The sequence below is a fragment of the Amycolatopsis nigrescens CSC17Ta-90 genome, assembly GCF_000384315.1.
GTDB classification, from domain to species: Bacteria; Actinomycetota; Actinomycetes; order Mycobacteriales; family Pseudonocardiaceae; genus Amycolatopsis; species Amycolatopsis nigrescens.
Genome location: NZ_ARVW01000001.1, coordinates 7437731 through 7460845, shown reverse-complemented (window position 1 = coordinate 7460845; position 23115 = coordinate 7437731). Strand labels below are relative to the sequence as shown.

The 23115-nt window shown below is 69.8% G+C and carries 28 protein-coding genes; 17 read left to right on the top strand and 11 right to left on the bottom strand.

Going from position 1 to position 23115, the window contains the following annotated elements; genetic code table 11:
- Positions 1-7 precede the first annotated feature (7 nt).
- Positions 8-544 (bottom strand): bifunctional nuclease family protein, encoded by a 537-nt coding sequence (locus AMYNI_RS0135400; RefSeq protein WP_026361340.1) that lies wholly within the window; start codon positions 542-544, stop codon positions 8-10.
- A 194-nt stretch (positions 545-738) separates the two neighbouring features.
- Between AMYNI_RS0135400 and AMYNI_RS0135395 the strand changes: the two genes are divergently transcribed.
- Together AMYNI_RS0135395 and AMYNI_RS46090 are read left to right on the top strand one after the other, a co-directional pair.
- Positions 739-1407 (top strand): phosphoribosyltransferase, encoded by a 669-nt coding sequence (locus tag AMYNI_RS0135395; protein WP_020672848.1) that lies wholly within the window; start codon positions 739-741, stop codon positions 1405-1407.
- Between the two features lie 91 nt (positions 1408-1498).
- Positions 1499-1900: an STAS domain-containing protein gene (locus tag AMYNI_RS46090; RefSeq protein ID WP_020672847.1), complete on the top strand. Its 402-nt coding sequence runs from the start codon at positions 1499-1501 to the stop codon at positions 1898-1900.
- A gap of 16 nt (positions 1901-1916) precedes the next feature.
- On the opposite strand, the gene AMYNI_RS46085 is transcribed toward AMYNI_RS46090, so the two are convergent.
- Positions 1917-2972, bottom strand: coding sequence for a Ppx/GppA family phosphatase (locus AMYNI_RS46085; RefSeq protein ID WP_084628544.1), 1056 nt, complete (start codon positions 2970-2972; stop codon positions 1917-1919).
- Positions 2973-3082: 110 nt separating this feature from the next.
- Between AMYNI_RS46085 and AMYNI_RS0135380 the strand changes: the two genes are divergently transcribed.
- Positions 3083-3715 (top strand): hypothetical protein, encoded by a 633-nt coding sequence (locus AMYNI_RS0135380; protein WP_020672845.1) that lies wholly within the window; start codon positions 3083-3085, stop codon positions 3713-3715.
- A 55-nt stretch (positions 3716-3770) separates the two neighbouring features.
- Entirely contained in the window at positions 3771-3974 is a 204-nt protein-coding gene (locus AMYNI_RS0135375; RefSeq protein WP_020672844.1) for a DUF2795 domain-containing protein, read from the top strand.
- Between the two features lie 77 nt (positions 3975-4051).
- On the opposite strand, the gene AMYNI_RS0135370 is transcribed toward AMYNI_RS0135375, so the two are convergent.
- A complete protein-coding gene (locus AMYNI_RS0135370; RefSeq protein WP_020672843.1) occupies positions 4052-4513 on the bottom strand; it encodes an SRPBCC family protein in 462 nt (153 codons plus the stop codon).
- Positions 4514-4645: 132 nt separating this feature from the next.
- On the opposite strand from AMYNI_RS0135370, the gene AMYNI_RS0135365 reads away from it, so the two are divergent.
- Entirely contained in the window at positions 4646-5287 is a 642-nt protein-coding gene (locus tag AMYNI_RS0135365) for a UdgX family uracil-DNA binding protein (protein WP_026361339.1), read from the top strand.
- A complete protein-coding gene (locus AMYNI_RS0135360; RefSeq protein ID WP_020672841.1) occupies positions 5284-6735 on the top strand; it encodes a DNA polymerase ligase N-terminal domain-containing protein in 1452 nt (483 codons plus the stop codon). Before AMYNI_RS0135365 ends, AMYNI_RS0135360 begins: the two co-directional genes overlap by 4 nt.
- A gap of 6 nt (positions 6736-6741) precedes the next feature.
- On the opposite strand, the gene AMYNI_RS0135355 is transcribed toward AMYNI_RS0135360, so the two are convergent.
- Positions 6742-6981 carry a hypothetical protein gene (locus AMYNI_RS0135355; protein WP_020672840.1) on the bottom strand — a complete coding sequence of 80 codons (240 nt, stop codon included), beginning with the start codon at positions 6979-6981 and terminating at the stop codon, positions 6742-6744.
- 106 nt (positions 6982-7087) lie between these two features.
- Between AMYNI_RS0135355 and ligD the strand changes: the two genes are divergently transcribed.
- Positions 7088-7999 (top strand): non-homologous end-joining DNA ligase, encoded by a 912-nt coding sequence (gene ligD / locus AMYNI_RS0135350; RefSeq protein WP_020672839.1) that lies wholly within the window; start codon positions 7088-7090, stop codon positions 7997-7999.
- A 6-nt stretch (positions 8000-8005) separates the two neighbouring features.
- On the opposite strand, the gene ctaD is transcribed toward ligD, so the two are convergent.
- Entirely contained in the window at positions 8006-9763 is a 1758-nt protein-coding gene (ctaD, locus tag AMYNI_RS0135345; protein WP_026361338.1) for an aa3-type cytochrome oxidase subunit I, read from the bottom strand.
- 929 nt (positions 9764-10692) lie between these two features.
- On the opposite strand from ctaD, the gene AMYNI_RS0135340 reads away from it, so the two are divergent.
- On the top strand, positions 10693-11118 hold the full coding sequence (locus AMYNI_RS0135340; RefSeq protein WP_020672837.1) for an ATP-binding protein: 426 nt from the start codon (positions 10693-10695) through the stop codon (positions 11116-11118).
- A 216-nt stretch (positions 11119-11334) separates the two neighbouring features.
- On the opposite strand, the gene AMYNI_RS0135330 is transcribed toward AMYNI_RS0135340, so the two are convergent.
- Both AMYNI_RS0135330 and AMYNI_RS0135325 read right to left on the bottom strand, forming a co-directional pair.
- Positions 11335-12696 carry a cytochrome P450 gene (locus tag AMYNI_RS0135330; protein ID WP_020672835.1) on the bottom strand — a complete coding sequence of 454 codons (1362 nt, stop codon included), beginning with the start codon at positions 12694-12696 and terminating at the stop codon, positions 11335-11337.
- 64 nt (positions 12697-12760) lie between these two features.
- Positions 12761-13144, bottom strand: coding sequence for an STAS domain-containing protein (locus AMYNI_RS0135325; RefSeq protein WP_020672834.1), 384 nt, complete (start codon positions 13142-13144; stop codon positions 12761-12763).
- Positions 13145-13440: 296 nt separating this feature from the next.
- Here AMYNI_RS0135325 and AMYNI_RS0135320 point away from each other — a divergent pair, with 296 nt between their 5' ends.
- The 4 genes from AMYNI_RS0135320 to AMYNI_RS0135305 all read left to right on the top strand — a co-directional run bounded on the left by AMYNI_RS0135320 (position 13441) and on the right by AMYNI_RS0135305 (position 17306).
- Positions 13441-13902 carry a DUF6328 family protein gene (locus tag AMYNI_RS0135320; RefSeq protein WP_026361335.1) on the top strand — a complete coding sequence of 154 codons (462 nt, stop codon included), beginning with the start codon at positions 13441-13443 and terminating at the stop codon, positions 13900-13902.
- Positions 13903-13940: 38 nt separating this feature from the next.
- Positions 13941-14948 carry a PHP domain-containing protein gene (locus AMYNI_RS0135315; RefSeq protein ID WP_020672832.1) on the top strand — a complete coding sequence of 336 codons (1008 nt, stop codon included), beginning with the start codon at positions 13941-13943 and terminating at the stop codon, positions 14946-14948.
- An 83-nt stretch (positions 14949-15031) separates the two neighbouring features.
- Complete coding sequence (locus AMYNI_RS0135310) at positions 15032-15664, top strand: TetR/AcrR family transcriptional regulator (protein WP_245574084.1); 633 nt, start codon at positions 15032-15034, stop codon at positions 15662-15664.
- A gap of 100 nt (positions 15665-15764) precedes the next feature.
- Positions 15765-17306 carry an MDR family MFS transporter gene (locus AMYNI_RS0135305; protein WP_020672830.1) on the top strand — a complete coding sequence of 514 codons (1542 nt, stop codon included), beginning with the start codon at positions 15765-15767 and terminating at the stop codon, positions 17304-17306.
- Between the two features lie 60 nt (positions 17307-17366).
- Here AMYNI_RS0135305 and AMYNI_RS0135300 read toward each other — a convergent pair whose 3' ends face one another.
- A complete protein-coding gene (locus tag AMYNI_RS0135300) occupies positions 17367-17888 on the bottom strand; it encodes a DUF4383 domain-containing protein (protein ID WP_020672829.1) in 522 nt (173 codons plus the stop codon).
- Between the two features lie 164 nt (positions 17889-18052).
- On the opposite strand from AMYNI_RS0135300, the gene AMYNI_RS0135295 reads away from it, so the two are divergent.
- Both AMYNI_RS0135295 and AMYNI_RS0135290 read left to right on the top strand, forming a co-directional pair.
- Complete coding sequence (locus AMYNI_RS0135295) at positions 18053-19207, top strand: FAD-dependent monooxygenase (protein WP_020672828.1); 1155 nt, start codon at positions 18053-18055, stop codon at positions 19205-19207.
- Positions 19208-19299: 92 nt separating this feature from the next.
- A complete protein-coding gene (locus tag AMYNI_RS0135290) occupies positions 19300-19848 on the top strand; it encodes a YceI family protein (protein WP_020672827.1) in 549 nt (182 codons plus the stop codon).
- 85 nt (positions 19849-19933) lie between these two features.
- Here AMYNI_RS0135290 and AMYNI_RS0135285 read toward each other — a convergent pair whose 3' ends face one another.
- From AMYNI_RS0135285 to AMYNI_RS48585, 3 genes are all read right to left on the bottom strand, one after another.
- Positions 19934-20269: a hypothetical protein gene (locus AMYNI_RS0135285; RefSeq protein ID WP_020672826.1), complete on the bottom strand. Its 336-nt coding sequence runs from the start codon at positions 20267-20269 to the stop codon at positions 19934-19936.
- A gap of 48 nt (positions 20270-20317) precedes the next feature.
- Positions 20318-20911, bottom strand: a complete 594-nt coding sequence (locus tag AMYNI_RS0135280) for an NADPH-dependent FMN reductase (protein ID WP_026361332.1) — start codon at positions 20909-20911, stop codon at positions 20318-20320.
- 75 nt (positions 20912-20986) lie between these two features.
- Complete coding sequence (locus AMYNI_RS48585) at positions 20987-21466, bottom strand: hypothetical protein (RefSeq protein ID WP_020672824.1); 480 nt, start codon at positions 21464-21466, stop codon at positions 20987-20989.
- Positions 21467-21705: 239 nt separating this feature from the next.
- Between AMYNI_RS48585 and AMYNI_RS0135270 the strand changes: the two genes are divergently transcribed.
- Genes AMYNI_RS0135270 through AMYNI_RS46080 form a run of 3 tightly spaced genes read left to right on the top strand, consistent with a single transcriptional unit; the run spans position 21706 to position 23062 of the window.
- Complete coding sequence (locus AMYNI_RS0135270; protein ID WP_020672823.1) at positions 21706-22074, top strand: group I truncated hemoglobin; 369 nt, start codon at positions 21706-21708, stop codon at positions 22072-22074.
- Complete coding sequence (locus AMYNI_RS0135265) at positions 22074-22523, top strand: globin domain-containing protein (protein WP_020672822.1); 450 nt, start codon at positions 22074-22076, stop codon at positions 22521-22523. Before AMYNI_RS0135270 ends, AMYNI_RS0135265 begins: the two co-directional genes overlap by 1 nt.
- Positions 22520-23062 (top strand): DivIVA domain-containing protein, encoded by a 543-nt coding sequence (locus AMYNI_RS46080; RefSeq protein WP_020672821.1) that lies wholly within the window; start codon positions 22520-22522, stop codon positions 23060-23062. Before AMYNI_RS0135265 ends, AMYNI_RS46080 begins: the two co-directional genes overlap by 4 nt.
- Positions 23063-23115: the final 53 nt, after the last annotated feature.

Sequence of the window (23115 nt, the reverse complement as noted above, 5' to 3'; positions counted from 1 at the left end):
GCGGGGCTCAGTTCCCGCCGGTGTCGCGGAAGTCGTCCGGGTCCACCCCTTCGAGCAGCTCGCGGAACTGCTCGATCTCCTGTTCCCGGTTCGCCAGGCCGGCCAGGTCCGGGGGCTCCCCGGTGCCGGACTGGCCCTCCGCGTCGAGCACCGCCAGCTCCACGCCCGCCTCGTCCAGCACCGACTCCACCACCCGCATCGGGACGCCCGCCCTGATCCCGATGGCGAGGGCGTCGCTGGGCCGCGCCGAGATCCGGACGTCGTTGTCCAGCACCAGGTCGGCGTGGAAGATGCCCTCGCGCAGCGCGGTCACCTCCACCCCCGCCACCTGCCGGCCGAAAGTACCGATCACCTGCCCGATCAGTTCGATCGTGCCCGGCCGCGGGTTCACCACCGCCTCCTTGGCCGCCAGCAGCGCCTCGGCTTCGGGGGCGCCGATCGAGATGAGCAGCCAGCGCCGCTCGCCGGCGGCCTCGCGCAGCAGGACCACCGGTGCCGTGTCCGGCGACACGACGGCCAGCCCATGGAAGTCCACCGGCACCATCACACCCACCCGCCTCCGCCTTGCCACTGCATCGTGAATACCCCTTCCCGGCCCCGGTACGCGTCCGCACACGCCGTCCGCCCTCGGTACGACTGTGCCGCACCGGCGCGGCCACGGCCAAACCCGGCCGGTTAACGGTTCGCCCGTGCGGGTATCCGGAGGTCGCCGGCAACCAGGGCAGGAAGGAGAAACCGATGTTGCGGAATGGGCCGACCGCAGGCCCCACCTTCGCCGACCGCGCGGAAGCCGGGCGGCGGCTGTCCGGTGCGCTGAGCCGGCACGAATGGCACCAGCCCGTGGTACTCGGCCTGGCCCGCGGCGGGGTACCGGTGGCGGAGCCCGTGGCGGCCGGGCTGGGCGCACCGCTGGACGTCGCGGTGGTGCGGAAGATCGGCGCTCCCGGGCACCCCGAATTCGGCGTTGGCGCCGTCACGCCGACCGGACCACCTTGGTACGACCGGAGAAACCTGGCCGTGCTCGGCCTCACCCCGGACGAGCTGGCGGAGACCTGCCGCCAGGAGTGGGAGGAGGCCCGCCGCCGGGTGCGGCTCTACCGCGACGGCGTCGAACCTCCCGCGTTGGAGGACCGGGACGTGCTCGTGGTGGACGACGGGCTCGCCACCGGCGTCACCGCGACCGCCGCGGTGCGTTCGATCCGCGAAGCGCGTCCCCGCCGGGTCGTGTTCGCGGCGCCGGTCTGCGCCCCCGACGCGGCGGAGGCGTTGCGCGGTGAGGCGGACGAGGTGGTCTGCGTGTCCAAACCGGACCGCTTCACCGCCGTCGGCCAGTGGTACCGGGACTTCCGCCAGACCACCGACAAGGAGGTGGTCCGGCTGCTGGCCACAGCCAGGCGGCGGTGTTAGGGTCGGGACATCGGTTCAGCCCATGTGCCGCCCTGTCCCCCGGGTGTCGCGTGCGGCGCGGCCCCCGGACGATGTCCTACGGAGGGTTCGCATGACCGACCTGCCTGTACACGACTCCCAGCCCACCTCCCCGCCGAAGCTGCCCTTCCCGCGGCGGCAAACGCGCCGCACCGGCAATGAACTGCTGCGGACCGACGTGCGCCGGGCCGCGGACGGGACCGTGGTGGTCGCGCTGAGCGGCGAGCTCGACCTGACCACGGTGCCGCGCCTGCGTGAACTGATCCGGCAGCGGCTGCGAAGCGCCAGCGGCCTACTCGTACTAGACCTCGGCGACCTCACGTTCCTGGCTTCGGCCGGGATGAGCCTGCTCCTGGAGACCGATCTTCATGCCAGGGCACGCGGCACCGAGCTGCGCATCGAACTCGGCGAGAACGAGCAGGTGCGCCGGGTACTGCGGTTGACCGGGCTCGCCGACGAACTTCCCCTGCACTAGGGCGAAAAGCGGCAGATCAGGTAGCCTGCCGCTCCAGCCTCGGCGTGAACGGCGCCACCGGGGCGATCGGGGACTCCGTCCGGTCCGGCGCCCGGTCCGGCTCCGCACCCGCCCGGGTCAACGGCTGCAACGGCAGGCCCGCCGGCTCCGCTATCGCTTCGAGATGGCGGAGCATGATGCCCTCCCGCAAAGCCCACGGGCAGATCTCCAGCGACTTGACGTCCAATGTGGACATCGTCGCGTCGGCGACCATGGCGCCCGCGGCGATCTGCCTCGCCCGCGAGCGCGACACCCCGCGCAACCCGGCCCGCTCGCTCGCCGGCATCTGGCACAGCCGGGACGCCCACCGGTGCAGCTCGCGATGGCGGAGCGTCCGCCGGACGAACGGGCCCTTGCGCTGCGGCGGCGCGCCGCCCAGCCGCGCCAGCTGCTTGAAGGTCTTCGACGTGCCCACCGAGCGGCGCGGCACGCCCTCCCACCGGAGCCGGTCGGCGACCTCGCACAGGGTCTCCCGCACATGCCGGCGAAGTGCCTTGAGCTGGCCGCGGGTGGGCGGATCACCGGCCAGGAAGGCACGGGTGAGCCGGCCGGCGCCCAGCGGCAGCGAGATCGCCAGCTCCGGTTCCGCGTCCCGGCCGAGTACCAGCTCCATCGACCCGCCACCGATGTCGATCAGCAGCAGCCTGCCCGCCGACCAGCCGTACCAGCGGTGCGCGGCGAGGTAGGTCAGCCGTGCCTCCTGCTCTCCGGTGAGGAACTGCGGCCGGACCCCGGACACCGCCTCGATCCGGTCGATGACCTCGTCGCGGTTGGTCGCGTCCCGCACGGCGGCGGTGACGAACGGGTACAGCTGGTCCACCTGGTGCCGGCCGGCGGCGGTCACCGCACGGCCCACCGCGTCGGCGACCCGTTCCGTACCGGCCTTGCTCAGCGAGCCGTCCGGCAGGATCTCCTCCCCCAACAAGGTCGGCTTCTTCACCGCGTGTGCGGGCAGCGGCGGCGCCCCGGGCACCACGTCGACAACCTGCAACTGCGCGGAGTTCGATCCGATGTCCAGCACTCCGAGACGCATGGCTGCGGGTACCCCGTTCGTGGCCGCGCACACCTCGAACCGGGCTCGTGCCCGGGAAGTTCGCCGGAACGCCATGCATGAGCTGGGACCATCGCGGGTAGCCGGAGCCCATGAGCGAGAAGGACATCGTCCGGCGCCTGCTGAACACGGCGGGCCGGACCTTCGCCGCGGAAGCCGGGATCAGGCTGACCGACAAGCCCGCACCGCTGTACCGGCTGCTGGTGCTGTCGGTGCTGCTGTCCACCCGGATCAAGGCCGACATCGCGGTGGACGCGGCACGCGAGCTGCACCAGGCCGGGCTCGGCACCCCGCGCGGGATGGCGGAGTCCGGCTGGCAGGAACGCGTGGACGCGCTGGGCCGGGCGCACTACAAGCGGTACGACGAGCAGACCGCGACCGCGCTCGGCAAGGGCGCGGAACTGCTCCGCGAGCGGTATTCCGGTGACCTGCGCAAGATGTGGTCGTGGGCGGAGCGCGATCCCGATGCGCTGCGGGAGCTGCTGACCGAGGTGCCGCGGCTCGGGCCGGTCGGCGCGGACATCTTCTGCCGCGAGGCGCAGCAGGTCTGGCCCGAACTCCGTCCCCACCTGGACAAGAAGGCCCTCCAGGGCGCCGAACGGATCGGCCTGCCCGGCGACCCGGATCGCCTCGTCGGGCTGGTCGACGACGACGATCTGGCGGTATTCGCCGCCGCACTGGTCAGGGTGGCGCTGAACGCCAAGCTCGCCAAGGAAGTGGCGTGACACCCACAGACGTCACTGACGTCACTGACGTCACTGACGATTCGAGGGATGCGAAATGACCTACGCCGACCCGAAAGCACTGGAACGGGCCATCGACGGCCTGGAATATCCCTGTGACCGCGGCAAGCTCATCAAGCACGCGGCGGCGCGCGGCGCCGACGACGACATGCTCGGCCATCTGTGCTCGCTGCCGGAACAGGACTACGCCGACGCCGGCTCCATCCGCACCGCACTGGACCAGCTCGCCCAGCCGTCGTGAGTGGAAAGTGTTGTCCCAGCAACATTTTCCACTCACGACCTCGGCTGGGCTCGGCTGGGCTCGGCTGGCTTCCGGGGTTATCCGGGCGGCGGCTGGACGTCCCCGCGCCAGGCACCGGTCTCGCGGCCGCGGGACTCGATGAACTCCTTGAACCGGGCCAGGTCGCCCTTGACCCTGCGGTCCAGTACGCCGAGCTTGTCCGCCGCCTGCTCGGCGAACCCCTCGGGGTCGATGTCCATTTGCGCGGTCACCCTGGTCCGGCCCTGGCCGAGCCGGTGGAAGGTGATCACGCCGGCATGGTTCGGGCCCTGGTCGGAGCGCCAGGCCACCCGCTCGTCCGGATGTTGTTCGGTGATCGTCGCGTCGAACTCCCGCTTCGTCCCGCCGAACTCGGTCACCCAGTGCGTGTGCGTGTCGTCCAGCTGCCGGATCTCGGTGACCCCGTCCATGAACTCGGGGAACTCCTCGAACTGGGTCCACTGGTTGTACGCCGTCGTCACCGGCACATCGACCTCGACGGCCTCGGTTATCGTGCCCACGAATACGCCTCCGCTTGCGTTGGGGACCTTGCTTTCCCCGGATACCCGGGCCCGGCCGGTTCACACCCGCGTTTCGGGGCCACGCCCGCGAGGTAACCGGGCGCAGTTGCCAAGCCCGGCACCGGGAGTGAGATGACTCGAACACAGCAGGACGCCGCGCCCTTCGTGCCCGAGAGCCGGAAGCTGCCCGAACTGGCCGCAGCGGCCGGTTCCTGCCGCGGGTGCGGGCTCTACCGGAACGCCACCCAGACCGTGTTCGGAGCCGGTCCGGCCGAGGCCAGGATGCTGATGGTCGGCGAACAGCCCGGCGACGCGGAGGACCGCGCCGGTGCACCGTTCGTCGGCCCGGCAGGCCGGTTGCTCGACCGGGCACTGGAGGAAAGCGGAATCGACCGTGGCCAGGTGTACGTCACCAATGCCGTGAAGCATTTCAAGTACGTCCGCGCCGAACGCGGGAAACGGCGCCTGCACAAGAAGCCTTCGCGGACCGAAATAGTGGCCTGCCGTCCGTGGCTGTACGCCGAACTGGACGCCACCGGCCCGGAGCTGCTGGTCTTCCTCGGCGCCACCGCGGCCCAGTCGGTGCTGGGCACCTCGTTCAAGATCACCGAGCAGCGCGGGAAACTGCTCGATCCGCCGGATGGCCTCGGCAGGCGGCCGGTCCGGCTGGTCGCCACCGTGCATCCGTCGTCCGTGCTGCGCGCACCGGACCGCGACCGCGCCTACCGAGCCTTTCTCGCCGATCTGCGGACCGCCGCCGCGGCACTAAAGTGAACCAGGTGGCCGATCTCACCGAGTACCGCCGCAAACGCGACCCCGGTCGCACCCCCGAACCCGTACCTTCCGGCGACACCCTGCCCAGGGGCGACGACGACGTGTTCGTCATCCAGGAGCACCACGCCACCCGGCTGCACTGGGACCTGCGCCTGGAACGGGACGGCGTGCTGGTGTCCTGGGCGGTGCCGCTGGGCCTGCCGATGGAGCCGGACCGGCCGCGGCTGGCCGTGCACACCGAGGACCATCCGCTCGAATACGCCTCCTTCCACGGCGAGATCCCGGCCGGCGAGTACGGCGCCGGCCGGATGACGATCTGGGACCACGGCCGGTACGAGACCCTGCACTTCAACGACCACAAGGTGGAGGTCCTGCTGCACGGCGAGCGGGTGCGCGGCCGGTACGCGCTGGTGAACCAGCACTCCCCGGCCGAACCGCGCGCCTGGCGGATCCGCCGGGTGGACCCACCGCCCTGCGGTTGGGAGGAGCTGCCCTCGTTCGTCTCGCCCATGCGGCCGGTGCAGGGCAAGATGCCCAGCGTCGACGAGGACGTCGAGTGGGCCTACGAGTTCCGCTGGGAAGGGCTGCGCACCCTGGCCAGGGTGCAGGGCGGCCGGATCAGCCTGCGGGACGGCGCGGGCGGGGACATCACCGCCGACTATCCGGAGCTGCGCGCCCTCGGCGCCCGGCTCGGCTCGACCGAGGCGTTGCTGGACGGCCAGCTCGTCGTCTTCGACCACGGGGTGCCAAGCCTGAGCGCGTTGCGGCAGCGGGAGTCGCCCGGCTCCACCGCGAAGGCCAAGCGGCTCGCGGCCAGGTTCCCGGTGCTGTACCTGCCGTTCGACCTGCTGCACCTGGACGGGCGGAGCTGCCTGGACCTCGGCTACCTCGAGCGCCGCGCGCTGCTCGACGGCCTCGGCCTGGACGGGCCGAGCTGGCGGGTGCCGGATTTCTACGTCGGTGACGGCGGCGCAGTGCTGCGCGCTGGACGCGAACACGGCCTGCCGGGGATGCTGGCCAAACGGACCAGCAGCCGCTACCGGCCGGACCGGCGCAGCGCCGACTGGATCTCGATCACCGGGGTCCAGGTGTGCGAGGTGGTCATCGGCGGCTGGCGGGAGGGCGGCGGCAAACGGGCCGGTTCCTTCGGTTCACTGCTGCTCGGTCTGCCCGACGGGGACCGGCTGCGGTATGTCGGCAACGTGGGCACCGGGTTCTCCGACCGGGATCTGGAGACGCTGAGCGGCCGGCTGCACCGGCTGTCCAGGAAGACCTCGCCGTTCCACACCGTGCCGCCCGCCACCGCGGACGGGACGCACTGGGTGCGCGCGGAGCTGGTCGGCGAGGTGGTCTTCCGGGACTGGACGAAGTCGCGCTGCCTGCGCACCCCGAGCTGGCGTGGTCTGCTGCCCGGCCGCGCTCCGGCGGACCTGCCGGTGCGGGCCTGACCCCGTTCAGGCACCGAGGATGGAGATCGCGGCACCGAGCAGAGCGGCGTGGGCTGCCAGCTCGGCGTCGGTGGGTTCGCCGAGTTTCGCCCGCAGCTCCGCCCGCGAGGTCACCGTCATCGCGCCGGGATTGTGGCCGAGGCTGGCCGCCGGGACGATGATCAGCCTGCCCCCGACGAGCAGCAGGTTCGGTTCGGTCATCGGCGACTCCAGGACTCGTCGGAGGTCCGCGACGGTGATCTTCATGGCTGCCTTTCCTTGCCGGTGCGGTACCCGGCCCAAGCGTGGAATCCCCCGGTCCGCCCCGGCGAACTGCCGGTTCGCCGTGCCGGCTGGCGGGTAATCTGCCCCCATGGTCTCCAGCGGAGAACGTGTCCTGGTGGAAGTCTCCGGGCGACGGCTCACGCTGTCCAATCTGGACAAGGTGCTCTACCCGGATGTCGGATTCACCAAGGGCGAGGTGCTGGACTACTACCGCCGGGTCGCCCCGGTCATGCTGCCGCACCTTGCCGGCCGCCCGGTCACCTTCTCGCGGTACCCGGACGGGGTCGACGGCCAGCAGTTCTACCAGAAGGACGTCTCACCGCACGTGCCGGACTGGGTGCGCACCGCCCGGCTGTCCCACAAGGGCGAGGAGGTCAACCACTACCCGCTCGTCGACGACCTGCCCACCCTGATCTGGGCCGCCAACCTGGCCGCGCTCGAGCTCCACGTGCCGCAGTGGAAGGTCGGCCCCCGCGACACGCGGCGCAACCCCGACCTGCTGGTGTTCGACCTCGACCCCGGCCAGCCCGCCGACGTGGTGGACTGCTGCCGGGTCGCCGAGCGGCTGTGCGAGGTGCTGACCGAGGACGGTCTGGCGCCCGCCCCGAAAACGAGCGGCTCCAAGGGACTCCAGATCTACTGCGGAATCCGCACCCGGAGCCCGGACAGCGCCAGAGAGTACGCGAAGGCGGTGGCCGAGCGGCTGGCCGCGGAGTCCCCCGGCCGGATCGTGGCCAGGATGACCAAGTCCCTGCGGCACGGGAAGGTCTTCATCGACTGGAGCCAGAACAACCAGGCGAAGACCACGGTCGCGCCCTACTCGCTGCGCGGGCGGGCCAGGCCCACCGTGTCCACCCCGGTCACCATGGACGAGATCCGGGCCTGCCGCACCGCCGAAGACCTGGTGTTCACCAGCGACGACGTACTGGACCGGCTGGAGGAGCACGGCGACCTGTTCGCCGGGCTGCCCACGGCACGCGGCACGCTCCCCCGCGGTTAGGCCCGCTCAGCCGCCCTCGCCCTTGGTGGCGTCCGCCGCCTGCTCCGAAGGGGTGCGCTGCCGGGGCTTCCGCTTGAACGGGGTCACGCTGTTCTCCGCCCGAAGCCGCTCGACCAGCTGCGGATAGTGCAGCTCGAACGCGGGCCGCTCCGAGCGCACCCTGGGCAGCTCGGTGAAGTTGTGCCGCGGCGGCGGGCAGCTGGTCGCCCATTCCAGCGAGTTGCCGTGGCCCCAGGGGTCGTCCACGGTCACCATCTCGCCGTACCGGTAGCTGCGCAGCACGTTCCAGATGAACGGCAGCATGGACAGCCCGAGCAGGAACGCGCCCACCGTGGAGATCGTGTTCAGCACGGTGAACCCGTCGCCGGGCAGATAGTCCGAGTACCGCCGCGGCATGCCTTCGTTGCCCAGCCAGTGCTGCACCAGGAAAGTGCCGTGGAAACCGATGAAGGTGGTCCAGAAATGCAGCTTGCCAAGCCCTTCGTCCAGCATTCTTCCGGTCATCTTCGGGAACCAGAAGTAGATGCCGGCGAAGGTGGCGAACACGATCGTGCCGAACAGCACGTAATGGAAGTGCGCCACCACGAAATAGCTGTCGGTCACGTGGAAGTCCAGTGCCGGCGCGGCCAGGATGATCCCGGTGAGCCCACCGAGCAGGAAGGTGACCAGGAAGCCGACCGACCACAGCATCGGGGTTTCGAAGGTGATCGTGCCCCGCCACATGGTGCCGATCCAGTTGAAGAACTTCACCCCGGTCGGTATCGCGATCAGGAAGGTCAGAAATGAGAAGAACGGCAGCAGGACCGAACCGGTTGCGAACATGTGGTGCGCCCACACCGCGAACGAGAGCGCGGTGATCCCCACCGTCGCGAACACCATCAGCTTGTACCCGAACAACGGTTTTCGGCTGAACACCGGGATGATCTCGGTGATGATGCCGAAATAGGGCAGCGCGACGATGTAGACCTCGGGATGGCCGAAGAACCAGAACAGGTGCTGCCAGAGGATCGCGCCGCCGTTGGCCGGGTCGAACACGTGCGCGCCGAGCCTCCGGTCCGCGTACAGGCCGAACAGCGCCGCGGTCAGGATGGGGAACACGGCCAGCACCAGGATGCTGGTGAACAGGATGTTCCAGGTGAAGATGGGCAGCCGCCACATGGTCATCCCCGGCCCGCGCAGGCAGAGGATCGTGGTGGTCATGTTGACCGCGCCGAGAATGGTGCCGAGGCCGGACAGGATCAGCCCCATGATCCACAGATCGGCGCCCATGCCCGGCGAGTACGACGCGGTGGACAACGGCGTATAGGCCGTCCAGCCGAAATCGGCCGCACCGGCGGGGGTGAAGAAGGAGCCGAGCACCATCAGCCCGCCGAACAGGTAAAGCCAGTAGGCGAACGCGTTCAACCGCGGGAATGCGACGTCCGGGGAGCCGATCTGCAGCGGCAGGATGAAGTTGGCGAACGCGAACAGGTTGGGCGTGGCGTAGAGCAGCAGCATGATCGTGCCGTGCATGGTGAACAGCTGGTTGTACTGCTCCTGGGAGAGGAACTGCATGCCCGGCAGCGCGAGCTCACCGCGCATGAGCAGCGCCATCGCACCCCCGGCCAGGAAGAAGCCGAACGAGGTGACCAGGTAGAGAATGCCGATCTGCTTGTGATCGGTGGTACGCAGCAGCTTCAGCAGAGTCCCGCCGCGTGGTCCGCTGTGCCGTTGAAAGGGCACCGGCCCCCGTGTCACGTCCGGCCGGGCCGTCGCATCCACCACCGCCAACCACCTCCACGCGCGCGTTTTGGTCTCCGGACACCTACCCGTCCGGGGGCAACTCCTACTGTGGTCCGGATCACCGGCGACCGCAAGAACGTTCACCGGGTCGCGAACGGGTACCCACAACGGAAGGATTGAAACGGACAGCGGAGCGAGATCCCGGCCGCGCCGGATGCGGCTGCCTGCCGTAGCACGAAAGGCGGTATGGGGAGAACGACCCGGGGTCTCGGGGCCGTTCGCCGATGTGCGCAGCAACCCGCCGGCTGCAGTCCAGAAGGCCGCCACTGGCCGTACGGCACATGGTCAGAACCGCCCGGTTGGCCCCTACCCTACAACGGGTCCGGGCGCGCCGGGACCCTGCGGACCCCCGAACCGGGCCGGCGGCACGGCCCCTTCCCCAGCCGCCGGGCCTTCGTGTCCATTGTGGACAGCATGGCGAGTGAGCTCAGCCTGCTCGCCGCTCATCTGAGCAGTTGTTCGATCTCGGCACTCTCGGATCTCACTAGCCTCAGCAACCTCGGCGACCTCGGGAGCCCCAGCGGAAACAGCCTGGCCCTGACGCCGAACCCGCCGGCCTGAACGGCATTCAGGGCGGCCGGGAATAGGGAGCGCCCCCGGCGCGGCCTGGGGGTCACGGCACCGGGGGCGCTCGGCCGGCGCCCGAGGGGGAGGTAGGCGCCGGGGCACACCGGGGTCCCAGATTTTCATCCTCACCCCAGCGGCACTGCCTACGATACTTGGCGACGAGCCAATGCGCTCGTCAGTTCGCCAATCAGAGTGAAAAGAGTTACGTGGCTTCTTGCGAGTAGCAAGATGCATCTCGGCCGCTCGCGCCAAACCCGTCTTCGCGCCCGGAAGCGGACGTGTCGTACCGGCGTCAGCGGGTATCCGGAGTTGCAACGGCAGAAGCGCGATGCCAGGAGTGCGAGATGAGCCAGATCCCGACGACCGGTGAGCTCGAAGCGATGCTCGCGAGTGTCGTGGAGTTGCGCCTTCCGACCGAACTCGACCAGCTCGTCGTGGCCAGAGCGGTCGCCGAAAGCGTTGCCACCCGCGGAGAGTTCGATCTCGACGGCATCGCCGACATCAAGCTCGCCACGGACGAGGCTTGTTCCCGGATGATGGCGGGAGCGGCGATGGGAGCCGTGCTGAGCTGCCGTTTCCAGAGCACCTGTGACCTTTTGCGGGTCAAGGTCTCGGCATCGGCGGCAGCGCCCTATGCGGCGTGCGAGCACAACTTCGGCCGTCATGTGCTGAACAGGGTGACCGACTCGGTCGAGATCGCCCAGGAAGCTGCGGGCGTACCGGGCTTCCCGACGTCGATCGAATTCACCAAACGGAAAAGGAGCCGCTGACCGGTCGGCCCGTTCTCAGTGCTTGCGGCGGCGAACCAGCAGCCGCACCGCGAACACCACCACGAAGGCACCGCCGAAAACGACCATCGGGCTCTGCCGGGCGGCGCCAGACGCCCGCATCGGCCTGTCCTTCACATGCTCTGTCATCGTCGCGTGCCCCTCCTGTCGTGCGCTCTTTTGAGCACCCGGACGTCCGCCTCTCCACACTGGACGGATTCAGCGTGCCTCGAACTCCAGTCCGAAGTTGTCGATCGTCGCCGGTAGCGGGCGGTTCGGGTCGAGGTCCGGCGCGGAGATCAGAGCGTAGTCGTGCCGCCGGATCAGCGCGGCCAGCATCGCGGTGGTGGTCATCAGCACCAGGTTGCGGCCTGGGCAGGCGCCGGGGCCGCCGCTGAACGGAGCGAGCGCGGGCTTGCACGCGGCCTGCCCGTCCAGCCAGACGTCCGGAGCGAACCGGTCGGCGTAGGGCAGCGTCTCCCGGTCCCGGTGGAAGAACGGGGTGAAGATCAGGAACGTGGTGCCGGCGCGCAGCTCGCCGGTGCCCCACTGAGTGTCCACAGTGCTCTCCCGCAGCAGCACCGGCGTGGTCGGCCACAACCGGACCGCGTCCAGCACGCAGGCCCGAAGGTACGGCAGCGGGTGCGCCACGCCCGGGTCGGCCTGCGCCAGTTCCTCGCGCACCCGCGCCAGTTGGTCGGCGTGGGTGGCCAGCAACGCCAGGGTGCGCGCGGTGACCATGCCCGCCGCGTCGAAGGCGAACAGCCAGTGCGGCACCTGCCCTGCCGGGTCCACCTCCGGCTCGGCCGGAGTGGACGCGAGCACCTGCGCCAGGCTGCCCGGTTCCGCGCGGTCGAGATGGGCCCGCAGCCGTTCGTCGAACCGCTCGCGGAGCCTGCCGAGCCGCGGGCCGAGGTAGGCCCAGTTCGCGGCCAGGCGCAGCCGGTTCAGCCTGGCGATCAGTTCGGTGTCGGCGCGGGCGCCGTCACCGAGCACGATCCGGCGCACCACCCGCCACCATGCCGCGTCGAAGGCATTCCAGTCCAAGCGCCCGTCCCCGCCGGGCAACCCTTCCGCCTCCTCTTCCACCACGGCCGCCGCCTTGGCCGCGACCTCGTGCATCGGACGCTCCGTCTCCAGCACGGCCTCGTTGAAGGCCCGCCGCTTCGCCCGTTCCCCGCCGGCGGAGATCAGCACCCCGTGCGGCTGGAAATGGCTCAGCGCGGCCCTCTTCTCCAGGCTCGCCGGGGTGAACGGCTCCGGGGAGTCGGCCAGCAGCCTGCCGGCGTCCGCGCCGGACAGCGGTACCGCGATCGACCTGCCCGGTACCCGCAGCACCAGCGGACCCGGCCCGTACTGCCGGCGCAACCGCTGGAAGAGCGGGATCGAGGGCTGGTCCAGTTGAAGCTTCTGCGCCACCGAGAGCACCGGCGGACGCCGTTTGATCACCCCGCCCGCAATGGTCGGCAGCAGGGCCTTTCCGGCGATCCGGAGGGTGTCCGGCACCGACGCGGACGCCGGCGGCTCACCCGAACCGGTCGCCAGGTCCGCCAGCCTGGGTGCGCTGTCCGGCAGGCTCATCTACTTCCTCCGTCCCTCGGCTCACCGGGGAGTACCCAAGCCGGGGACGGCCAAACGGCCGGACTCAGTGGCAGCCCGCGAGCGCCTCCGCCGTGGTGTCGCACCGGACGAACGCCCGATCGAGGCCGGTCAGCTGCAAGGGGCGCAGCACCGCACGGGGCGCGCCGACCAGGAACAGCCTGGTCCCGTCGGCCTCGGCCCGCTGCTGCGCCCGCAGCAGCACCTGAAGCCCGGCGGAGGCGCAGAAACCGATACCGCCGAGTTCCAGCACCAGGGCCTCCGGTGGCGGCGGCGACTGCGCTTCGGCGAGTACCGCGGCGAACTCGGGCGCGGTGCGCAGATCGAGGTCACCGGAGACGCTGATCGTGGTCACCCCGTCGACTGGCGACCCGACCGGATCGTCGGAGGGCCGGGTCATCACCAGGTCCAGGGTGCCGGGCTGTCCCATGTCGCACGCTCCTTCTGACCGGACCGAAGCGGACGGGTGTCAGCGCGAGGCACACTGTCAGCGGGCGGGCCGCGAGGGCCACGGGAAACACGCCGTCCTGCCTCGGCTGCTGGCTCAACCGACAGGTTCAACGGTAACGATTCGTGGCTACCCCGGCAAACGTAAGGGTCCGCGCAGCGGGCACAGCCGGTGACCGCGACTGGAGAAAAGTCGCCAAAAGTGTTATTCCTGGCCGAAACGGGTCGCGCCGCCCCCGGGTTTGCTCTCCCCGTGACCGCGCGAAGAGGAGATTGCGCATGTCCGGACCAGAAGAAAGCCCCGATCGGCGGCTGGCTCGCAATGTGAACGAACTGCTGCAGGAGATCCGCGTCGCGCAGGCGGGTGTGCAGATCCTGTTCGGCTTCCTGTTCTCGGTCACGTTCACCGACGTCTACCAGAAGGCCACCGAGTTCCAGCGCAACGTGCACCTGGTCGCCGTGCTGCTGGCGGTGATCGCGGTCGGCCTGCTCACCGCACCCGCCGCCTGGCACCGCGTGCTGTTCCGGCAGGGCCGCCGGGAAACGATCATCCACGTGGCCAACCGGCTGGCGCTCAGCGGTCTCGGTTTCCTCGCCGCGACGGTGAGCACCACCCTGCTGCTGCTGGTGGACGTGGTGGTGGGCCGGTGGCAGGCGATCGTGGCCTGCGCGCTCGCCGCGGTCGTGTTCGGCGTGCTGTGGTTCGTCCTCCCGTTGCGCGTCCGCCGTTCCGACGAATAGCCCGTCCGACCGGCCGCGGCGCTGGTAACTTCACCGGCATGGACCCGGTCCGCGCCCTGCGGCAAATCGCGTTCCACCTGGAACGTGCCGGTGAACCGAGCTACCGGGTGCGCGCGTTCCGCCGGGCCGCGGCGGTGATCGGCGAGCTGTCCCCGGACGAGGTCGGCGCACGGGCGCGCGCCGGCACGCTGACCGCGCTGTCCGGGATCGGCAAGACCACCGCCGCCGTGGTGGCCGAGGCGGTGTCCGGGCAGGAGCCCGAGTACCTGCGAAAGCTGCTCGAACGCGGGATGCCCGAACTGCCGGACGGCGGTGCGCTCGGCCAGGCGCTGCGCGGGGACTGCCACACGCATTCCGACTGGTCCGATGGGGGCAGTCCGATCGCCGAAATGGCCGAAGCCGCACAGGAACTCGGGCACGAGTGGATGGTGCTCACCGACCATTCGCCCCGGCTGACCGTGGCCAACGGGCTGTCCGCGGACCGGCTGCGCGAGCAGCTCGAACTCGTCGCCGAGATCAACGCGCGGACGAGCTCCTTCCTCGTCCTGACCGGGATCGAGGTGGACATCCTGCTCGACGGAAGCCTGGACCAGGACCCCGGCCTGCTGGCCGAGCTGGACTTCGTGGTGGCCAGCGTGCACTCGAAACTCCGCATGCCTGCCGCCGAGATGACCGAGCGGATGCTCACCGCGGTCTCGAACCCGCGGGTGAACGTGCTCGGGCACTGCACCGGCAGGCTGGTCACCGGCCGTGGCAGGCCGGAGTCCGAGTTCGACGCGGAGCGGGTTTTCCGCGCCTGCCTGGAGAACGACGTCGCGGTGGAGATCAACTCGCGGCCGGAACGGCTCGACCCGCCGCGCCGGCTGCTGCGCCTCGCGGCCGAACTGGGCTGCCGGTTCGCCATCGACACCGACGCGCACGCGCCGGGTCAGCTCAGCTGGCAGCCCTACGGCTGCCGGCGGGCCACGGAATGCGGGGTCTCCGCCGAAGACGTGGTGAACACCATGACCGCGGACGAGCTGCTGGCCTGGGCGAACCCAAGCTGATTCCACGCGGGCGCGCGCCCATGAGGCCCAATTCACAGAGCGCAAGTTTGCAGTACGTGCAAGATCCTCGCTACCTTGGTCAGGTGAACGAGGGGGCCGCCAGGGCGGCGATGGGGCTGCGGGAACGCAAGAAGTTCGACACACACCGCGCACTGGCCAGCGCGACCGTTCGGCTGGTCGCCGAACGCGGGCTGGACAACGTGACCGTCGAGGACATCAGCGGCGCGGCCGACGTGTCGCCTCGCACCTTCTTCAACTACTTCGCCTCCAAAGAGGAGGCGATCGTGCTCGCGTATCCGGACCATGAGGAGCGCTCCGCGCGGTGCGCCGAGCGGCTGCTGGCCGCGCCGGCCGAGCTGAGCCCGCTGCGCGCGCTGGCGGTGGCCCTCGAGCCGGAGATCGACCGCATCGAAGCCGACCGCGAAGAGTGGCTGCTCCGGATGTCGGTACTGGAGAACAACCCTTCGCTCGTGGCACGGCTGATCGCGCTGCAGACGGAGTCCGAACGCACCCTGCTCGACGCGGTGGCCCAGCGCACCGGGCTGGACCCGGTCGCCGACTTCTACCCCGGGCTGCTGTTCGCGGCCACCGGCGGGGCCATGCACGCGGCCATCCGGCGCTGGCACCGGCTGGACGGCGAGCCCGACCTGCGCGAACTGCTCGCCACCGCGATCGACGCGCTTTCCCGCGGCCTGCCGCAGCCCGGCCGCCACTGAATTCGACCGGCTTCGCCCGGCACTTACAAGAATGGGGATCCCTGTGACCGTTACCTCCGAAAAACCCAACGACCCCGGACCGGAGTCCTCGGCCGCCCCGATGAGCCGCAGACAGGTCCTGGAGGCCTTGTCCGGGCTCATGATGGGCATGTTCGTAGCCATTCTGGCCTCCACCGTGGTGGCCAACGCGCTCCCCCGGATCATCGCCGACCTTGGCGGCTCGCAGTCCTCCTACACCTGGGTGGTCACCACCGAACTGCTCGCGATGACCGCGACGGTTCCGCTCTGGGGCAAGCTTTCCGACCTGTACAACAAGAAGCTGCTGATCCAGCTCTCGCTCGCGCTGTTCGTGGTGGGCTCGCTGGTGGCCGGTTTCGCCGGCAACATCGAGCTGCTGATCGCCAGCAGGGTCGCGCAGGGCATCGGCGCCGGCGGGCTGACCGCGCTCGCCCAGGTGGTGATGGCCGCGCTGGTATCGCCGCGTGAGCTGGGCCGCTACTCCGGCATCTTCGGCGCCGTCTTCGCGATCGGCACGGTGGCCGGGCCGCTGATCGGCGGGCTGCTGGTGGACACCTCCTGGCTCGGCTGGCGCTGGTGCTTCTTCATCGGGGTGCCGTTCGCGGTCGCCGCGATCGTGCTGCTGCAGCGCACCCTGCGGCTGCCGACGATCCGACGCGAAGGCGCGAAGGTCGACTACCTCGGCGCGTTCCTGATCATGACCGGGGTGTCCACCCTGCTGGTCTGGTCGACCCTGGCCGGGCACCAGTTCGCCTGGGGTTCCTGGTGGACGGCCGGCCTGGTGGCAGGCGGGCTGCTGATCCTGGCGCTGGCGCTGGTGGTCGAGTCCAGGGTGCGGGAGCCGATCGTGCCGCTGAGCATCTTCCGCAACCGGACCGTTTCGCTGGCCACCATCGCCAGCTTCCTGGTCGGTGTCGCGATGTTCGGTGGCACCGTCTTCCTGTCCCAGTACTTCCAGCTTTCGCTCGGCAAGTCGCCGACCGCGGCCGGGCTGATGAGCCTGCCGATGATCTTCGGCCTGCTGGTCTCCTCCACCATCTCCGGGCAGCTGATCAGCAAGACCGGCAAGTGGAAGGGATACCTGGTCGGCGGCGGGGTGCTGATGGTCGCCGGGCTCGGCCTGCTCGGCACCATCGACGCGCACACCAGCGTGCTCGTGCTCAGCCTGTACATGGCGGTGCTCGGGCTCGGTATCGGCATGCTGATGCAGAACCTGGTGCTGGTGGCCCAGAACGACGTGCCGGCGCAGGAGCTGGGCTCGGCCACGTCGGTGCTGTCCTTCTTCCGCAGCCTCGGCGGTTCGATCGGCGTGAGCGCGCTGGGCGCGGTGCTGGCGAACCGGGTCACCGGGCTGATCTCGGACGGCCTCGGCCCGGCCGCGGCCGGCGCCACGCAGGGCGGCTCCACCAGCTCGGTACCGGACATGTCGGCGCTGCCCGAGCCGGTGGCCACCGTGATCCGGGAGGCATACGGGACCGCGACGAGCGAGATCTTCCTGATCGGCACGCCGATCGCGGTGCTCGCCGTGGTGGTCATCGCGTTCCTGAAGCACATCCCGCTCAAGACCCAGAGCGGCAACGAGCGGCTAGCCGCGGAGAACGCCGCGCAGGCGGCCGCGCACTGATCCGACGCGAAAAAATGTGGGGGCACGCCGGCCGGCGTGCCCCCACACCCGTCTCAGGTTTCAGCCGTGCGCGCCAAGGCCGTGGCGGCCCTTGCCCGGGCGGTCCACCACGGTCCGGTCCGCTTCGGTGGCCGCGGGCGCCTCTTCCGGCTCGTCCAGCCTGACCTTCTTGCGCGCGGGCAGTACCGCGATCAGCAGCCCGGCCACCGCGGCGCCGAGGTGCAGCCAGTTGTCCGCGGTGTTCAGGTTCAGCGGGTTGCCAAGCCCGGAGACGGGGTTCGACGAGAACACCCCGGTGATCATCAGGCCCCAGACGAAGACCACGCCGTAGCCGGCCAGCAGCAGCCAGCCGAACAGGCGCGCCCCGCCCGATCTGGTGCCCAGCAGCACCCCGAACAGGCCGATCACCACGTGCACGATGTTGTGCAGGGGGTTGATCGCGAAGCCGAGCAGTGTCCCGTGCTGATGCCCGGTGAAGTCACCGAACCCGGTACGGACGAGACCGATCACCCCTACGACCAGGAAGAACAGACCCACCAGCACGGCCAGCACCTGAACCGGCTGCAGTCCGGTCACCTTCATGTGAGCGCCTCGGGTACGAACCATGACCTTCAACCCTTCACGGTCAGACATAAACGCCACCTATGACTCACGTCACAACTCGTGAATACCCGTACCGGGGCGGGCCGAAACCTCCTTACAAATCGGATCCGTGACACCATCTGCACGGGCGAGCGGAGGAAAACATGACCAGCGTCGCGGTCATCGGCGGCGGCATCGCCGGCGCGGTAACGGCGATGGCCCTGCGGAAGGCCGGCCTCGACCCGGTCGTCTACGAGGCCTATCCCACCGGCGCCGACGACATCGGCGCGTTCCTGACCATCATGAACAACGGGCTGGACGCGTTGCACGCCGTCGGCGCGCGGGCAGCGGTGGTCGACGCGTCCTTTCCCGGCCGGACCGTGGAGGTGTTCGACGGCACCGGCACCAGGCTCAGCGCGCTGCCGCTCGGCGGTGCCGCCGGGCACGCCAACTCACCTCGCACGCTGACCCGCGCCGACCTCTACCGCGCCCTGCACGACGAGGCGGCACGGCGCGACATCCGGATCGAGCACGGAAAGCGGCTGACCACGGCCGGCGCGGGACCCGACGGCCGGGTGACCGCCGAGTTCGCGGACGGCACCGGCGTCGAAGCCGACCTGCTGGTCGGCGCGGACGGCATCCACTCCGCCGTCAGATCACTCATCGACCCGGCGAACCCGGGCCCGCGCTACACCGGCCTGAACATCGTCTACGGCTACACAGCGGGAAAAACGGCCGCCTCCGCGCCGGAGGGCTATCACATGATCCAGGGCGGCAAGGCTTTCTTCGGCTTCACCACGGCACCGGACGGGCGGAGCTGGTGGTTCGCCAGGCTGCCTCGGCCGGAGCTGGACCGCGCGGAGATCTCGGCGCACACCCCGGAGGACTGGCGACGGCTGACGATCCCGTTCTTCGCCGGTGACGACACCCCGTCGGCCGAACTGATCGAGGCCACCGGCGACGACATCGTCGGCGGCAACGCCTACGACGTGCCGTCCACTCCGGTCTGGCAGCACGGCTCGATGGTACTGGTCGGTGACGCCGCGCACGCCGCCTCACCGGCCGCCGGCCAGGGCGCCTCGATGGCCATCGAGGACAGCGTGGAACTCGGCCGCTGCCTGCGCGATCTGCCGGACCTCGGCGAAGCGTGCCGGGCCTACGAACTGCTCCGGCGCGGCCGGGTGGAGCGCCTGGTGGCGGCGAGCGCCGAGCAGGGCGCCAGGTCCGCCGGCACGGGCGGGCGCGAGTGGCTCTACCAGCACCACATCGACTGGGACGCGCCCGTCGCACCTGCTGAGATCGCCGACACTCCTAGTTGAGCGCTCAATCATTGGCGCGTACGGTCGCGGTTGAAGGGGCTCATCCGGTGAGTCCCCGTCCACTGTGCACACCGACCCACGGGAGAAACCGCATGAGCGCGCCCACCACCGAGATCCCCGGTTACGTCGCCGGCACCTGGCAGATCGATCCGGTCCATTCCGAGGTCGGCTATTCGCTGAAGCACCTCGGCCTCGCCAGGTCCCGCGGCCGTTTCCTGGCCTTCAGCGGCCAGGTGGTCACCGGGGAGAGCATCCTGGACTCCTCGGTGACCGCCGAGATCGACGCCGCCTCGGTCAGCACCGGGGTCACGCCGCGGGACGAGCACATCCGCACGGCCGAGTACTTCGACGTGGCGAACCACCCGAAGATCACGTTCCGCTCCACCGGCATCCGCCGCGAGGGCGAGGACTACTTCATCGACGGCGAGCTGACCTGGCGCGGCGTCACCAAGCCGGTCTCGCTGACCGCCGAGTTCAACGGGGTGGGCCCGAACCCCGCGAACGACAACGCCACCACGCTCGGCGTTTCCGCGGAGGCCACCATCGCCCGCCGCGACTTCGGCATCGGCCCGGAGGGCAACGGCTTCCTCGGCGAGAAGGTCAAGATCACCCTCGAGATCGAAGCCGCCCTGCAGGCCTGAGCGGGATGCATGGCGATGGCGGTCGTGAGTGAAAAGTGGCGCTCCGACAACACTTTTCACTCACGACGCCGCCGCGGAAATGGCCTCACCTGCTCAGCAGCCGGGCGACCCCTCCGGTCACCACCAGCCAGAACACCGCGGCGAGCCCGTAGTTGATGAACACGCCGAGGTTGTAGTCGTCCAAAGTGAACAGTCCGGGGAAGAACAACGCCAGTGGTTCGGCGATCGCACGCATGAACCCGAAGAAGGCGTTGGCCTGGTTGGCGCCGAGCACGATCATCAGGATGTAGACGACCTCGATCACCGCGAACAGCGCACCGACGCCGGTAATAACCCGCACGGCCGTGCCACGGCCGCTGGAAGCTCGCCAAGTGGACATACCGGTGAGGTCCCCGTGGTGCGCGCCGGTGAAACCCGACAACGCCGAAATTGCGGCGGATGGCCTCAGGTGTCCCCCCGATCGCCGGGATCAGCCGGCGTAGGGCGTCTTCACCCGCGCCTCCCGCAGCGCGTACGCCCACCAGGCCAGCTGGTCGAGCAGCGCCTTGGCCGCACCGGCGGCCCCGGTCTCTTCCTTGAGCCTGCCGTCCTCGCCGAACTGGCTGTGCGCCAGGTAGAAGCTCACCGTCTCCCGAATGGTGACGGTGTGCAGTTCGGCGAACACCGGCCGCAGTTGCTCCACCGCGCGCAGACCGCCGGCGAAGCCGCCGTAGGAGACGAACCCGACCGGCTTGGCGGCCCATTCGGGGTAGACCGAGTCGATCGCCAGCTTCAGCGCGGCCGGGTAGCCGTGGTTGTACTCCGGGGTCAACACCACGAAGCAGTCCGCCGCACCGATCCGTTCGGCGAAGGCGCGGACCTCCGGCGAAGGGTACCGGCCGAACGTCACCGGCTCGGCCTGCTGCGCCAGGGGAAGGGACAGCTCGGCGAGGTCGATCACGTCGATCTCCAGCTCGTCGCGGGGCCTTGCCTGTTCGAGGAACCAGTCGGCCACCGTCTTCGCGAAACGTCCTTCCCTGGTGCTGCCGATGATCAGGGCCAGGTGCAAGGGTGCTGAGGGCATTGCGAAGTCCCCAAAATGTTGATCCGACACGAACAGCACCCAGTCTTGTACCTTAACCATTGTTCAGGTCAAGTTCTAGTTCGGCAGTTCGGCCCAGCGGCTGGTGTCGGCGCAGGTGGTGAAACCGAACCGGCTGGCGGAGGCGCCGGCTTCCTTCGCGGATTCCTTGACGATGGAGTACTGCATCGCCAGCACCATGTCGGAGCCGAGCCGGGCGTTCTGCAACTGCCCCCGCAGGTCGTCCATTTCGGCGGACAGCTTACCCAGCTCGTTTAGCCAGGTGTCCAGCTCCGCCTGCCCGGACTCTGGCGCCGCCATACCCCTGACCTGGTCCTGCAGCTGGTCGAGCAGCTTTCGCCGCTCCTCCAGCACTTTCTGATCACCGGAACTTCCGCCGAGAGCCAGGTCGCCGGTGAACCGGCTGGTGACCTCACCGCATTTCGCGTCCGCGCTCTCGCTCAACTCCTCCTTCGGCGAGGACGAACATCCGGCGAGCACGAGCGCCAGTGCGGCACCGGCCAGCAGCCGGCGGCGACCCGAGGAGTGGTTGACCATGCCGGGAGCTTCGCAGAGAGGGCCGGGGACCGGTCCCGGCTGGCCGGAAGATGCCACCGGACGACCTGCCGGCCAACACTGTCCATAAAGGACACTTTCGCTGCCGGGCGTACGGGCGTGCACACGCGACCATTCGGCGTATCTTCGTGAATTTGTCGCGTGGCCCCGTTTCCAGTGCCCGGCAGAGCTGGTATCCAGGCTAACCGTGACCAGACCACTGACCCCGAAAGGTTTCACCCGTGCCTGATTCCGACCTCTATCGGCGCCTGGGCAAGGAAGCCGGTATTTCCACCGTGGTCGAGGACTTCTACCGGAGAGTGCTCGACGACAACGAGCTCCGGTCCTTCTTCGCCGAGGTCAGCCTGCCGTCGCTGCGCCGGCACATGACCGCCTTCCTGGCCGCCGCCACCGGCGGTCCCGTCTCCTACCAGGGCCGGGACATGCCGGCCGCACACCGCGGACTCGGCATCACCGACACGCATTTCGACGCGGTCGCCGGGAAACTGGTCGAAACGCTGCGGGCGCACCAGGTGCCCGCGCCCGACATCGACGCCGTGGTCGGCAAGGTGGGTGGCCTGCGCGGCGAGATCGTGGAGGTGGCCGGTTAGTGGATCCGGCTGAGCTCAAGGACTCCTGGGCACGGGTGGCTTCGGCCGGTGGGGACGCGGTGGCGTTGTACTTCTACTCCCATCTCGCGCTCTGCGAACCCGAGATCCGGGACATGTTCCCGGTCGGTATGGCCGGTCAGCGGGACAAGTTCGTCGCGGCGCTCGGCCGGATCGTGGCCAGCGTCGACCGGGCGGACGTGCTCGGCCCGTTCCTGAACCGGCTCGGCCGGGGGCACGTCGAGTTCGGCACCAAGGCGGAGCACTATCCGCCGGTCGGCGCCAGCCTGCTGGCCACGCTCGCGCATTTCGAAGGGGAGCACTGGACCCAGGAGCTGGCCACCGCATGGACGAAGGCGTATCAGGACGTCAGCGCGCTGATGATCGCCGCCGCCAACGAACAGCACGTTTTCAACCGCCCCGGCCGGGCGACCGGAGGTGAGCGGACATGACCGAACCACGGTCCCAAGGGCGGCTGACCCCGCACGACATTCGCCAGGTCACCTTCCCGCCGAGCCGGTTCGGTTCGCGCGGCTACCGGGAGGCCGACGTCGACGCGTTCGTCGACCTGGTCGCGGACGTGCTGGCCGACCGCGACCGGGCGATCGCCAGGGAGCGCGAGGAGGTCCACCGGGTCAAGGACTGGCGCCGCGCGCATGGCATGGCGGAACAGGGCACCCGCACCCCGTCACCCGAGGAGGTCCACCTCTACAGCCGGGCCCAGCTCCGCGCCGAAGCACTCGAAGCCCGCGCGGAGCAGATCGTGGTCCAGGCCGAAGCCGCCGCGCAGCAGCGGTTCACCGAGATCCTGCAGCGGGCCGGTGAACAGGCCAAGGTGCTCGGCGTGCACGCCACGGTGATCCGGGCCCAGCTGGAGGCGCAGCTCCAGCGCCTGATCCAGGACATCCACACGCTCGGCCAGCCCATCCAGCCGGACACCGAGATGCCCCCGCCCCAACATCTCCCCGGCACCCACCGCATCCACGACTGAAAGCCCCTTAAGGCCACCATAGGGGCATCCAACGCCCCTATGGTGGCCTTGAG

Bases quoted from the DNA above. Each gene is read 5' to 3' on its own strand.
- AMYNI_RS0135400 (WP_026361340.1), bottom strand. From the start codon at position 544: ATGGTGCCGGTGGACTTCCATGGGCTGGCCGTCGTGTCGCCGGACACG.
- AMYNI_RS0135395 (WP_020672848.1), top strand. From the start codon at position 739: ATGTTGCGGAATGGGCCGACCGCAGGCCCCACCTTCGCCGACCGCGCG.
- AMYNI_RS46090 (WP_020672847.1), top strand. From the start codon at position 1,499: ATGACCGACCTGCCTGTACACGACTCCCAGCCCACCTCCCCGCCGAAG.
- AMYNI_RS46085 (WP_084628544.1), bottom strand. From the start codon at position 2,972: ATGCGTCTCGGAGTGCTGGACATCGGATCGAACTCCGCGCAGTTGCAG.
- AMYNI_RS0135380 (WP_020672845.1), top strand. From the start codon at position 3,083: ATGAGCGAGAAGGACATCGTCCGGCGCCTGCTGAACACGGCGGGCCGG.
- AMYNI_RS0135375 (WP_020672844.1), top strand. From the start codon at position 3,771: ATGACCTACGCCGACCCGAAAGCACTGGAACGGGCCATCGACGGCCTG.
- AMYNI_RS0135365 (WP_026361339.1), top strand. From the start codon at position 4,646: ATGACTCGAACACAGCAGGACGCCGCGCCCTTCGTGCCCGAGAGCCGG.
- AMYNI_RS0135355 (WP_020672840.1), bottom strand. From the start codon at position 6,981: ATGAAGATCACCGTCGCGGACCTCCGACGAGTCCTGGAGTCGCCGATG.
- ligD (WP_020672839.1), top strand. From the start codon at position 7,088: ATGGTCTCCAGCGGAGAACGTGTCCTGGTGGAAGTCTCCGGGCGACGG.
- AMYNI_RS0135340 (WP_020672837.1), top strand. From the start codon at position 10,693: ATGAGCCAGATCCCGACGACCGGTGAGCTCGAAGCGATGCTCGCGAGT.
- AMYNI_RS0135330 (WP_020672835.1), bottom strand. From the start codon at position 12,696: ATGAGCCTGCCGGACAGCGCACCCAGGCTGGCGGACCTGGCGACCGGT.
- AMYNI_RS0135325 (WP_020672834.1), bottom strand. From the start codon at position 13,144: ATGGGACAGCCCGGCACCCTGGACCTGGTGATGACCCGGCCCTCCGAC.
- AMYNI_RS0135320 (WP_026361335.1), top strand. From the start codon at position 13,441: ATGTCCGGACCAGAAGAAAGCCCCGATCGGCGGCTGGCTCGCAATGTG.
- AMYNI_RS0135315 (WP_020672832.1), top strand. From the start codon at position 13,941: ATGGACCCGGTCCGCGCCCTGCGGCAAATCGCGTTCCACCTGGAACGT.
- AMYNI_RS0135305 (WP_020672830.1), top strand. From the start codon at position 15,765: ATGAGCCGCAGACAGGTCCTGGAGGCCTTGTCCGGGCTCATGATGGGC.
- AMYNI_RS0135300 (WP_020672829.1), bottom strand. From the start codon at position 17,888: ATGAAGGTGACCGGACTGCAGCCGGTTCAGGTGCTGGCCGTGCTGGTG.
- AMYNI_RS0135295 (WP_020672828.1), top strand. From the start codon at position 18,053: ATGACCAGCGTCGCGGTCATCGGCGGCGGCATCGCCGGCGCGGTAACG.
- AMYNI_RS0135290 (WP_020672827.1), top strand. From the start codon at position 19,300: ATGAGCGCGCCCACCACCGAGATCCCCGGTTACGTCGCCGGCACCTGG.
- AMYNI_RS0135280 (WP_026361332.1), bottom strand. From the start codon at position 20,911: ATGCCCTCAGCACCCTTGCACCTGGCCCTGATCATCGGCAGCACCAGG.
- AMYNI_RS48585 (WP_020672824.1), bottom strand. From the start codon at position 21,466: ATGGTCAACCACTCCTCGGGTCGCCGCCGGCTGCTGGCCGGTGCCGCA.
- AMYNI_RS46080 (WP_020672821.1), top strand. From the start codon at position 22,520: ATGACCGAACCACGGTCCCAAGGGCGGCTGACCCCGCACGACATTCGC.